We start from the raw sequence: 10,970 nt of genomic DNA, 5'->3' as shown, positions 1-10,970 counted from the left end.
AGCACCTAAATTGGCACTAACAATCCATCGACACACTATCGAGTTCTCAAAGAACACACCCACAACCAACTTCGACACCCACACTGAGATGCCATCCTGGAAGGGATACATTTGTTGTCTTACCGCAAGCTGTCTCGTTTCCGAGGCAACTTTTCAAGCTTACCCGACTCACATCCGGCCCGCAACTCGCCGCATTTCGCGGTCCGTCACCACCCGCGCTGAAACACCCCACTCGAAAGCGGATCTGATTCATAACTTGGGCGGTCAACGTTGTTCCTTCAAGGAAAGAATCCCTGTCGGTGTTACCGGCCCCGGCGACTTGCTCTCCAGTGCCTCACTCGCTGACTCGACAAAAGTTACGGGACCACCACACCCACCGTCAAATCGCCTGGTCTGCGCGGGTTTTCATTTACATCACTGCAGGCCAGCGGTATCTGGTGCCTCCATAGCCACGGCGCCTCCTTCCTGTGACCGTGGCCACTGGACCGGACGAAGAAGTAGTCAGCCTGGAATGCACTGCTCCACCTTCATCCCGGTTCCGAAGGTCCGGCACGGGCGGTGGCGCGTGATGTCCGGAGTCCGAAGGTGCCGATTTCCACTGCGACCTGGGCGGTGACCACAACGTCACCGCCCAGGACCCGGCACTCTTTCACCGATGCGGACATCCGGGTTGCGATGTCGCGGGCTGCCCCACATGGATCGGATTCACCCATCACCAGGCGCTGCGCTGCGGCCAGTGCAGCGAGGTCAGCCGCCGACTGGGTCTGGTGACGAGCCGAAATAGCCGCTCCCACATAGATAATCAGTAGAACCACAGCAATCAGGCCGGAGATGACCATGGCCCCGACAACGGTCGCCGATCCACGGTCGTCGCGGAGTAGGTTCATTGATCCGCACCGACGGGCTCTAGTGCCGCCACTGCCGTGGCACTGACGTCGAGCATCGTCAACAACGGCACCGACACCCGCACCCGGGCCTCCACCACCGTCCCTTCGGCGCGCAGGGTCACCGTGGCACCTCGCGGAGCCACTTGCCTGCCCACATCCCGGGCCCTGACCGAATCTCCCTGCGCTGCAATGCGTGCAACCTCGCGCGCGGCATCGATGCAGCGGATATGGGCGGCCACCGAGGCCACCCCGACCACGGAGATCACCACCACCGCGACGATCGAGGCAATCGCAAACGCCGCCTCGATCGTCACCATCCCCCGGTCATCGGCCGGCAATCCCCGCCGTCGCATGGCTCAGCCGACCGTGGTTTGGAGCGCCTTGTTGATGATCCCCGTCAGCGCAGTCACGATGTTGTCGCCGGTCACCACTGTGTAGAGGATCGCCCCAAAAGCTGCCGCCGCGATCGTTCCGATTGCATATTCGGCCGTACTCATGCCGCTGTCATCGGTCATCAGCAGTGCAGTCCGTACCTTGACCTCGCGAATCATCCTGTTGATCATTTCGTTTCCTCCCCTATCCGTGCCGCGGATTCTCCGCGGCAGGTCTCACATCAGCCCGCCACCGAAGACCGGCCCGGCCAGCCCGATGACCACCGGCACTATCCCCAAACACACAAACGCAGGGAGGAAGCACAAACCCAGTGGTCCGCTGATCGCCACCCCAGCGCGCTCGGCTGCGGCGGCGGCCCGGTCCTGCGCCTCACCTCTTCGGCTATCCGCCAATTCGGCGAGCCCACGTACCGGCGACGACCCGGCCCTCGCTGACCGCCGGGCCATCGAAGCCAGCGCCTGCGCGGAGGGATCTGCGGAATCGGGAACTGCCCAGGCTTGAGCCGGGTCTGCACCCAGCGACAGCAGGTCGGCAGCCTGCGCGAGGGTGCGGGCGAGTGCCGGTGGTGCGGATTCCGAGACCACCCGTGCGGCCATGCCGACTGGCAGGCCCGCGCGCAGGCAGACCGCAAACAGGTCGTAGCCGGCTGCCGCGGCGAACGGATCGTCGGCCTGGGGCTTCACGCCGAGCCAGCGCGGATCACGATTGCGTTCACGCCGGACCGGTGGGCCAAGAACCCGATACGTGATCCACTCGGGTTTGGGCCACAGAAGAATGGCCGCCGCGCACGTCAGGGCTGCCACCATCCAGCCCGTCATGACCCGACAACCTTCCCGACGATTCGCCTCGACCACAACAAGCCCGCACACACCAGCGCAACACCGACAACCAGGAGAATGCCTCCGAGTCCTCCCCCGAGCAGGACAGTCAGCGGCGACGCTCCGATCGCCTGCCCGAGCCCGATTCCCAAAACCGGGAGCAGAGCCAGCACCATCGCTGTCGCTTTGGCGCCGGCCAGTGCCGCCCGCGTCCGCTCACGGAATCGGCTGCGCGCGAGCAGGTCTGACCGAACCGATGTCAGCAGTTCAGCGATGGGCAACCCGTATTGTTCGGCGGTCCGCCAGGCCACGGCCATCCGGGACCAGGCCTGTGGATCACGAACGTCCGCCTTCTCGATTCCGCCTGCGACATCTCCCCCCAGTGTGGACCGCCCGGCCATCATCGACAGCGTCTCGGCCACCGCCGATCGCCGCGGTCCTCCGGCATCCTCGGCCGCTTGCCGGCACGCGTGTGCGGGATGAGCACCCACGCGCAATTCGGCGATCATCACCTCGAGCGCCGCCAGGAGCGCGGCTAGTTCGTCTGCCACATCCCGTTCCCGACGTCTTCCGCGATACAGCAGATAGGCCATCCCCGAGGCCATGGATGCGGCGATCCCGGCGGACATCCCGACGATCACCAGCACTGCAACCGGAAGCCCGACCACCGCAACTGCAACAAAGTCCTCGGCCGACCGCGGCGGTCGATCTCCGACCGGAACGTTCAAGGCAAGGCTCCTGGTCTGTGCGCGGGTCCGGGGCCAGAGCAGAACCATCAACGCGACCGCCGCGAGGATCGCGCTCACCGGACGAGCCTGCCGGCAAGGAGTGCGGCCAGGTCCGCGGCGGCAGGGGTGAACCCGCCGCGGCGACGCCAGACCGCATCCACGTTCACCAGACCGTCGGCACCGCGCCGCAGCATCCCGATCTCGCCGACACCCCGATCGCCGTTCGAATCGCGGAAGACCCCGATCACCACCGAGATTGCGGCCGCGAGCTGGCTGTGCAGTGCGGGACGGTCCATGCCGCCGAGTGCGGCGAGGGCTTCCATCCGGGCCGGTACCTCGGCGGTCGAGTTTGCGTGCAATGTGCCGGCACCACCGTCGTGACCGGTGTTCATCGCGGTCAGCAGATCCACGACCTCGGCACCCCGTACCTCACCGACCACGATCCGGTCCGGTCTCATTCGGAGCGCTTGGCGCACCAGCGCCCGGACCGGGACCTCGCCTGCCCCTTCTACATTGGGGGTGCGGGCCACCAGTCGCACGACATGGGGATGCTGCGGTGCGAGCTCCACGGCATCTTCGACGCAGAGGATGCGTTCGGACGGATCGACCCGCCCGAGCAGCGCTGACAAAAGAGTGGTCTTTCCGGCGCCGGTCCCACCGACGACCAGAAAGGCGAGCCGGGCATCGATGATCGTTTCCAGAAGTGTCGCCGCCTCAGGGACGATGGCACCGGACGACACCAGTGCGCCGAGATTCTGCGTTGCCGGCCGCAGTACCCGCAGCGACAGACACGTCCCGTCGACGGCGATCGGCGGGATGACCGCGTGCAGTCGAACGCTGTACCCCCGCCGACCGAGCCCGGACAGCTGGCCATCAACCCAGGGCTGGGCATCATCGAGTCGCTTGCCGGCGGCCAGTGCCAACCGCATGGCCAGTCGCCGGACCGCGTCATCATCCTCGAACTCGATGTCCGACAACCGAAGTCCGCGTCCCTGGTCGACCCAGACCGCCCGCGGACCGACCACCAGGATGTCGTTGACGCCCGGCCCGGCCAGCAGATCCTCGAGGCGGCCGGCGCCGACGAGTTCGGTCTGCAGAAATCGGAGCGCGTCGAGTAGATCGGTATCGCCGAGTACCCCACCGGCTTCGGCACGCACGACGGCGGCCATCACCTCGGGTGTCGGATCCTGTGCGGTTGCCGCCAGTCGCTCGCGTACCCGCGTCAGCAGTTGGTTGCGGTTGGACGCCGTCGACGCAGTCGGATCATTCATCGCCCCGACCCCCGGAGTACCTCCGCGCGATCCAGAACCGCGACCGCGCAACGACGGAGCGGTGACCGCCGCGCCAACAACAGTCCGCCCGACTCGAGGTCGCGGGCGAGCCGGGAATCGGGCCGTGCGGCCGTGAGTAGTGGCAATCCGAGAACCTGCGCCACCTGGCCGGCGCGAAGCCCACCCGGCGACGGTCCGCGGACCACCACTTCCACCCGACCGGCACGAGCACTCAGACGCGACGCCATCTCGCGTCCGGCGGCGCATGCCCGGACAGTGGCACCGCAGACCAGCACGACGAGGTCGGCCGCCTCGACCACAGCCGAGACCACGTCATCACCGCGACGGGGCACATCGACGATCACCACGTCGCCGTTGCCCCGCGCGGCATCGATCGCGGCGAGTGCCGCTTCGGGCCGGACCGGAGCGGGTGCACCGCGGCGACCGGCCAGGACGGCCAGGCCTCCCCGCGCATGCGGCAAGGCGGTGTGAAGGGATTCGGCAACAACTTGCCCACCCTCCAAAGTCAGTTCCTGCCAACGCAATCCGGGATGATCCTCGACACCGAGCAGCAGGTCCTGGCCGCCACCGAGCTCGTCGAGGTCGAGTAACAGACCGCCGTGGCCGCGCTCGCAGGCGACCAACCCGATGCCCGCGGCGAGTGTGGACGCGCCGGCGCCGCCGTGTCCGGCGATCACCGCGATGGCGATCCCTTCGGGGCCAGTGGGTCGGCGGATCCTCGACAAGGCCTGGACCACCGCATGTTCGTCGTCCGGCAGTACAAATCCGTGACCGGCGCCGAGCGCCAGCGCGCTTCGCCACATGTTCGGTCCATCCCCGGTGACACCGACAACCATCAGCCCGTTGCGGCGGGGCAAACCGGCCGCGAGCGTCTCATCGACGGTGGAGGCGTCGACGAGTACGGCAGTCGCCTCTGCCCATTCCCGGCGGCAGTGATCGGGACGTGCACGCATCATCTGATAGCCGGATGCTGCCGCGACCCGCTCGACATCATCGGATAGGTCCGGTGACACCATCGCGAGCACCCGGGGAGTTTCGGTCATGCCTCACTGTGGCGGCCGGTGTACCCGGGTATCGCCCGAAATCACCGGGTTCAGCAGTGGTTGTTAGTCGGCACCGGAACTGTGGACAACTGCGCCTGCAGTGCACGAAACCGCTGGTAGACAAATGTGGCGAGAGTGTGGCTCAGATGACCAAACACCCAGAAATGGGGACGACCCCGGCCAGGGGGGGAGGAGGCCAGGGTCGTCGCGTTCAGCCCCGGGGGGTCGGGCTGAAAGCCCCGGATCTAGTCCGGGTAATGACGACTATACACAAAATTCCACGATTGATTGCAACTTCAACCATTGGCCTTACCTGGTGTCTCCAAGCGAACCCAGACGTCGATCGGCGTACTCCAAACAACTGAATCTTCCCTCGCCCCTGCCCTGGACGTACCCTCGACGGGTGACAGCATTCCGGCCGGCCGACGATGGATCACAACCCTCGACCGGCGCACCGATCGCAGCTTTCTTCGACCTCGACAAGACGATCATCGCCAAGTCCAGTTCACTCGCTTTTTCGCGCCCGTTCTTCGACCAGGGCCTGATCAACCGGCGTTCGGTCCTCAAATCGTCGTACGCACAGTTCATGTTCCTGCTCTCGGCCGCCGACCACGACCAGGTCGAGCGAATGCGCAAGCACGTGACCGAGATGTGCACCGGATGGGACGTCGAACAGGTCTCCTCGATCGTCCGCGAGACGCTGCACGACATCGTCCACCCCCTGGTTTTCGCGGAGGCCGCCGACCTCATCGCGGGGCACAAGGCACGTGGTCATGACGTGGTGATCGTGTCGGCGTCGGGCGCCGAGATCGTCGAACCCATCGGCGAGATGCTGGGCGCCGACTATTCGATGGCCAGCCGGATGAAGGTCGTCGACGGTAAATATGCCGGGGTGATGGACTTCTACTGTTACGGCGAGGAGAAGGTGGTGGCGATGAATGACATCGCCGGATCGGTCGGCTACGACCTATCCCAATGCTTCGCATATTCCGATTCGATAACCGACCTGCCGATGCTCAGTGCCGTCGGTCATCCGACCGTCATCAATCCCGATCGCAACCTGCGGCGCGAGGCCGGCGAGCGCGGTTGGCCGATGTTGTCGTTCACCAAGCCCGTCTCGCTCCGCGATCGCCTCCCGTCGACCCCGTCGCCAACGGTAACCGCCTCTGCCGCAGTCGGTTTGAGTGCCGTGGTGGCCGGCGCACTCACCTATACGATCCTGCATCGCAAGCGCCACTGAGCGCGGAACACCCCGGTGCACGGACGCGAAAGTTGGCGGCACACTACACGAAATATGTTCAGCCGCAACGGACGAAACTATTCTGAATTCGAGGCCGGAGAACCCTTGATGTGACCGTTGTCACGGTGTAGAAAGTAGTTACGGAAAGCGCGGAACGCCAAGTTCGGACCGGAAGAGAAGGAACGGACTCCTGACCGCGCACTCCCAGCACGGATGTCGAGCACCCACGCGCAGCACGCCGCGGGAGGCAACAGGTAGTGGACCTGCGAGATTCGCGCCGAGTTCAGGTGAGTTCCTTTGGGTGGGAGCGCATGTGGACACAGCGCCGAACAACTTCGCCTAGGTCATCCCACACAACCACCAAAGCACGCTTGGTAACTCGGATCCGTGCTAGCGGGCGGCGATCTGGCCCCACGTTCTCAAGGAACGTCGGGCCAGAGAGCCGCCCGCAGTGCGTTGTCTGGACCCCCTACTTGCGCGGGCGCGCGGCTTCTGCGATCGACATCGCTTCTGCGGCACCAGCTTCCAGCGCTTCACAGCTGAGCATCAGCCACCGGCGGATCGCCTCGGGATCACCGGCACCGAACCCGTTCGACAAGTCGCGGTATTCGGAAACCCGCTTGAACCATGTCACCTCGGGGACTCCGAGGTTGTGCGGATCGAGTCCGGTGCTCGCACAGATCAGCCGCGACGCCGCCCGGGCCACCACTCCGTTGGCGTGTCGGAAAGGTTCGAGCGACAGCAACTCGGCATGCACGACGGCCGCCAGGACCGGCGCCGGCGCCTTCGTGGCTCCGGTGATCAGTTGGGCGAGAATGTCCAGTCGCTGCCCGAGTTCGGCGTCGGCGCGCGGACGGCCCAGGAGCTGCTGATCATCGGTGATGTCCGCGGCCGCCAGCACGTGAAGGCGCGCCAGCGTCTGCAACGGCGCACGTGTCCAGACACCGACCATCTGCGGCAACGAATCGCCGTCGAGCGCCTGTGCCACCCGCATCGCACCCGCCAGTATCGGATCGTCGAAGTCGCCATCGCGGACGAGTTCAACGCTGCCGCCATCGATTGCGGCTGATGACCGTCCGGCCCGCCACGACGCCTCGGTGGCTGTCTTATCCCATCCACGCAGGTTGGCGGGGTGCCGGTGTGCGGCGGCCAGCGCATCGCGCGCACGGTCGGCGGCCGCGGCGACACCCGGCATCTCGAACAGGGGAGCCAGCGGATCGGTCACGACAGGTCAGCGTACGCGGCCCGACATCCGAGCCGGAATCAGAGCATCTCCCCCGGTCGTCAGAGCAGCGGAGTCAGAACAGCTCAGTCAGAGCAGCGGAGTCAGGGCAGCTCGAGGGCATGGCCCGCGCTACGCGCCTTCACCACTGCCTCGTGCCGGTTGTGGGCACCGAGGCGGACCATCGCGGCACGCAGATACGTCTTCACCGTGTCCACCGTCAGCCCCAGCCGGTCGGCCACCACCCGATTACCGAAACCCATCGCCACCAGCGATAACACCTCCAGCTGACGAGGGGTCAGCGGGATCGACGGCTCGGCCCCACGCTGCTTGCCCCCGGCAATCTGGTCCACGAGCTCCAGGATCCGGCGACGAGAATCTTCGTCGGACGACACCGTGGCGATGTCACGCAGCTCATTCATCCAATCGAGCGCCGACGCCTCCGCCTGTTCGGCCTGGGTGCGGGCGGTCATGGCGGCAACCCGGCGGTCCACCTCGTCGCGCGTCCGCAGCTCAGTCGCCACCCGGCCGGCTTCGACGGTCAACGCCTGCACCACGTCGTCGCCCAGCGGGCCCTGACCACGCCATCCGGCGTACAGCAGACCGCGCACCGACCCGTCCACCACAATCGGTGCGGCCGCCAGGTCGGTGATCCCCTCGCCGAGGATCTGGTCGTCGAAATCGTGTGTGATCTCGTCAGCCGAGCCGTAGTCGCGCACCAGGATCGCGCGTTTGTTCAGCCAGATGAGTCCGCCGAGACCTCGCTGAGGGGTCACGCGGATGGTGCGCAGGGCCGGGGTCATGTGCCCGACCGACGCCGTCACCGCGATCGCGTCCTGATCACGCAGCCCCGCAAAGACCACCGGCGTACCGGTCACCTTGCGAAAGCGCGCACTCGTAGCCCGCACCAGCTCGTGATCGCTGGGGCGGAGGACCGTGTTGTCAACGCTCATGCACTATCCACTTTCGGGGCTATGTCAGTTGATGATGCCGGAGACATGATGTGGTGCACAACACAGTGGTAGCCGATCACGCCCGCATCACCGGTGAGATCGGCGCGCGGACCACCCAGAGCGAAAGGGAAATAATGAGCGAAGGCACTGCACAAGCGGTATATCCCCCATCGGCCGAGTTCGTCTCGCAAGCAAATGCGGGACCCGAACTCGAGCAGGCCGCCGAGGCCGACCGCCTCGCATTCTGGGCCGAGCAGGCACGCCGTCTGCACTGGGACACCGACTTCACCGATGTCCTCGACTGGTCCGACGCCCCGTTTGCGAAATGGTTTGTCGGCGGGAAACTCAACGTCGCCTACAACTGCGTGGACCGTCATGTGGAAGCCGGCAACGGCAGCCGCGTCGCGATCCATTGGGTCGGCGAACCGGGCGACTCCCGCGACGTCACCTACGACCAGCTGCTGGCCGAGGTCTCCCAGGCCGCCAACTACTTCACCGAGATCGGCCTGGTGTCGGGCGACCGGGTGGCCATCTACATGCCGATGGTTCCCGAAGCGATCATCACGATGCTGGCCTGCGCCCGCCTCGGACTGACGCACTCGGTGGTCTTTGCCGGATTCTCCGCCGGTGCCCTGCGTTCACGCGTCGACGATGCCGAAGCGAAATTGGTTGTCACCACCGACGGCCAGTACCGGCGCGGCAAGCCCGCACCACTGAAGGCCGCCGTCGATGAAGCCCTCGGCAGCGGTGATGACGCCGCGAAGTCCGTCGAGCACGTGCTGGTCGTGAACCGCACGGACTCCGACATCAACTGGACCGACGGCCGCGACCTCTGGTGGCACGAAACCGTCGCCAAGTCCGACACCGCGCACACCCCGCAGGCACACGACGCCGAGCATCCGTTGTTCCTGCTGTACACCTCCGGAACCACCGGCAAGCCCAAGGGCATCGTGCACACCACCGGCGGGTACCTGACCCAGGTCAGCTACACCTTCCACAACGTCTTCGACCACAAGCCCGGGGAGGACGTGTTCTGGTGTGGCGCCGACATCGGCTGGGTCACCGGACACAGCTACCTGGTCTACGGCCCATTGTCGAACGGTGCGACGGAAGTCATCTACGAGGGAACTCCCAACTCCCCCAACGAACATCGCCACTTCGAGATCATCGAGCAATACAAGGTCAGCACCTACTACATCGCCCCGACCCTGATCCGGACCTTCATGAAGTGGGGCCGCGAGATCCCCGACGCCCACGACCTGAGCTCGCTGCGCCTGCTGGGTAGCGTCGGTGAACCGATCAACCCCGAGGCGTGGCGCTGGTACCACGAGGTCATCGGCGGTGAGCGCTGCCCGATCGTCGACACCTGGTGGCAGACCGAGACCGGCGCCATCATGATCTCGCCACTGCCCGGTATCACCGAGACCAAGCCGGGCTCGGCGATGGCGCCGCTACCCGGTATCAGCGCGAATATCGTTGATGAGCAAGGCAAGTCGGTAGGGGCCGGCGAACAGGGCTTCCTGGTCCTCGACAAACCGTGGCCATCGATGCTCCGCGGAATCTGGCGCGACGACGAACGTTTCCGGGAGACCTACTGGTCGCGGTTCGCCGACCAGGGCTGGTATTTCGCCGGAGACGGCGCCCGCTACGACGACGATCACGCGCTCTGGGTTCTCGGCCGCATCGACGACGTCATGAACATCTCGGGGCACAGAATCTCCACTGCGGAAGTCGAATCCGCACTTGTCGGCCATCACAGCATCGCCGAGGCCGCCGTCATCGGTGCCGCCGATCCGACCACCGGCCAGGGCATCGTCGCCTTTGTCATCCTGCGCCAGGGCCAGGAAGACACCGGGGATCAGCTCATCACCGAGCTCAAAGCCCAAGTCTCGAAGGACATCTCACCCATCGCCAAGCCGCGGGAGATCCACGTGGTTCCGGAACTTCCGAAGACGCGGTCCGGCAAGATCATGCGCCGGCTGCTCAAGGATGTGGCCGAGGGACGTGAACTCGGCGACACCTCGACTCTGGTCGACCCGACGGTCTTCGACAACATCCGCCGAGGCAACAAGGTCTGAGAGTTCCTCAGCTGCTCAGGCCCGGGCGACGGCGTGTGTTGTCGTCCGGGCCCGCCGCAGCGAATCAGCCAGGTCGCGACGGCGCCGGGCCCGCCGGATTCTGTGCATCTGTGCCACCTCCTGCGCCTCACGCCTCGCGAGCGCAGCGCGAACTTCGCGCCCCCGGAAGTCCAGCCCGTCGCCGCCTTTGGGCAGCCACGTCGAGATCACCACAACACCCACGCACACCAGGATCCAGAACATCGCCGCTCTCCTCGGGGGTTCTATCGGCGCCTGCTGGAACGCCGATGGGGTAACAACAACGCTATTGACGACA

12 protein-coding genes are annotated in these 10,970 nt (G+C 65.7%); 2 read left to right on the top strand and 10 right to left on the bottom strand.

The annotated features are described in order from the left end of the window. Positions 1 to 527 precede the first annotated feature (527 nt). From H290_RS0124630 to ssd, 7 genes are read right to left on the bottom strand one after another with little or no spacing between them, the layout of a single operon-like run. On the bottom strand, positions 528 to 887 hold the full coding sequence (locus tag H290_RS0124630) for an Rv3654c family TadE-like protein (protein ID WP_020109523.1): 360 nt from the start codon (positions 885 to 887) through the stop codon (positions 528 to 530). Continuing rightward, complete coding sequence (locus H290_RS0124625) at positions 884 to 1,240, bottom strand: TadE family type IV pilus minor pilin (RefSeq protein WP_036520150.1); 357 nt, start codon at positions 1,238 to 1,240, stop codon at positions 884 to 886. Before H290_RS0124625 ends, H290_RS0124630 begins: the two co-directional genes overlap by 4 nt. A 3-nt stretch (positions 1,241 to 1,243) precedes the next feature. Further along, positions 1,244 to 1,450, bottom strand: a complete 207-nt coding sequence (locus tag H290_RS0124620) for a DUF4244 domain-containing protein (RefSeq protein WP_020109521.1) — start codon at positions 1,448 to 1,450, stop codon at positions 1,244 to 1,246. 45 nt (positions 1,451 to 1,495) lie between these two features. After that, on the bottom strand, positions 1,496 to 2,098 hold the full coding sequence (locus H290_RS0124615; RefSeq protein ID WP_020109520.1) for a type II secretion system F family protein: 603 nt from the start codon (positions 2,096 to 2,098) through the stop codon (positions 1,496 to 1,498). Continuing rightward, positions 2,095 to 2,904 carry a type II secretion system F family protein gene (locus tag H290_RS0124610; protein WP_020109519.1) on the bottom strand — a complete coding sequence of 270 codons (810 nt, stop codon included), beginning with the start codon at positions 2,902 to 2,904 and terminating at the stop codon, positions 2,095 to 2,097. Before H290_RS0124610 ends, H290_RS0124615 begins: the two co-directional genes overlap by 4 nt. Next, the gene (locus tag H290_RS0124605; protein WP_020109518.1) at positions 2,901 to 4,097 is read right to left on the bottom strand and encodes a TadA family conjugal transfer-associated ATPase; all 1,197 of its coding nucleotides are present in this window, start codon (positions 4,095 to 4,097) and stop codon (positions 2,901 to 2,903) included. Before H290_RS0124605 ends, H290_RS0124610 begins: the two co-directional genes overlap by 4 nt. After that, complete coding sequence (ssd, locus tag H290_RS29645) at positions 4,094 to 5,161, bottom strand: septum site-determining protein Ssd (RefSeq protein ID WP_020109517.1); 1,068 nt, start codon at positions 5,159 to 5,161, stop codon at positions 4,094 to 4,096. Before ssd ends, H290_RS0124605 begins: the two co-directional genes overlap by 4 nt. Before the next feature lie 403 nt (positions 5,162 to 5,564). Between ssd and H290_RS0124595 the strand changes: the two genes are divergently transcribed. After that, entirely contained in the window at positions 5,565 to 6,401 is an 837-nt protein-coding gene (locus H290_RS0124595) for an HAD family phosphatase (RefSeq protein ID WP_020109516.1), read from the top strand. Between the two features lie 469 nt (positions 6,402 to 6,870). Here the strand turns inward: H290_RS0124595 and H290_RS0124590 are convergent, their stop codons facing one another. Together H290_RS0124590 and H290_RS0124585 are read right to left on the bottom strand one after the other, a co-directional pair. Beyond that, positions 6,871 to 7,596 carry a hypothetical protein gene (locus tag H290_RS0124590; RefSeq protein WP_036520165.1) on the bottom strand — a complete coding sequence of 242 codons (726 nt, stop codon included), beginning with the start codon at positions 7,594 to 7,596 and terminating at the stop codon, positions 6,871 to 6,873. A 131-nt stretch (positions 7,597 to 7,727) separates the two neighbouring features. After that, entirely contained in the window at positions 7,728 to 8,576 is an 849-nt protein-coding gene (locus tag H290_RS0124585; protein WP_020109514.1) for a LuxR C-terminal-related transcriptional regulator, read from the bottom strand. Positions 8,577 to 8,710: 134 nt separating this feature from the next. Here H290_RS0124585 and acs point away from each other — a divergent pair, with 134 nt between their 5' ends. Then, positions 8,711 to 10,654 (top strand): acetate--CoA ligase, encoded by a 1,944-nt coding sequence (gene acs, locus H290_RS0124580; protein ID WP_028463660.1) that lies wholly within the window; start codon positions 8,711 to 8,713, stop codon positions 10,652 to 10,654. Between the two features lie 15 nt (positions 10,655 to 10,669). Here acs and H290_RS0124575 read toward each other — a convergent pair whose 3' ends face one another. Then, a complete protein-coding gene (locus tag H290_RS0124575; protein WP_020109512.1) occupies positions 10,670 to 10,897 on the bottom strand; it encodes a hypothetical protein in 228 nt (75 codons plus the stop codon). Positions 10,898 to 10,970 lie beyond the last annotated feature (73 nt).

The organism is Nocardia sp. 348MFTsu5.1 (assembly GCF_000383535.1).
Lineage (GTDB): Bacteria > Actinomycetota > Actinomycetes > Mycobacteriales > Mycobacteriaceae > Williamsia > Williamsia faeni.
Note: the sequence above shows the minus strand (reverse complement) of the source record. Positions and strands in the feature narration are given on the sequence as shown.

Coding starts and splice junctions, on each gene's coding strand:
- H290_RS0124630 (WP_020109523.1), bottom strand. CDS start 887: ATGAACCTACTCCGCGACGACCGTGGATCGGCGACCGTTGTCGGGGCC.
- H290_RS0124625 (WP_036520150.1), bottom strand. CDS start 1,240: ATGCGACGGCGGGGATTGCCGGCCGATGACCGGGGGATGGTGACGATC.
- H290_RS0124620 (WP_020109521.1), bottom strand. CDS start 1,450: ATGATCAACAGGATGATTCGCGAGGTCAAGGTACGGACTGCACTGCTG.
- H290_RS0124615 (WP_020109520.1), bottom strand. CDS start 2,098: ATGACGGGCTGGATGGTGGCAGCCCTGACGTGCGCGGCGGCCATTCTT.
- H290_RS0124605 (WP_020109518.1), bottom strand. CDS start 4,097: ATGAATGATCCGACTGCGTCGACGGCGTCCAACCGCAACCAACTGCTG.
- ssd (WP_020109517.1), bottom strand. CDS start 5,161: ATGACCGAAACTCCCCGGGTGCTCGCGATGGTGTCACCGGACCTATCC.
- H290_RS0124590 (WP_036520165.1), bottom strand. CDS start 7,596: ATGCCGGGTGTCGCCGCGGCCGCCGACCGTGCGCGCGATGCGCTGGCC.
- H290_RS0124585 (WP_020109514.1), bottom strand. CDS start 8,576: ATGAGCGTTGACAACACGGTCCTCCGCCCCAGCGATCACGAGCTGGTG.
- acs (WP_028463660.1), top strand. CDS start 8,711: ATGAGCGAAGGCACTGCACAAGCGGTATATCCCCCATCGGCCGAGTTC.
- H290_RS0124575 (WP_020109512.1), bottom strand. CDS start 10,897: ATGTTCTGGATCCTGGTGTGCGTGGGTGTTGTGGTGATCTCGACGTGG.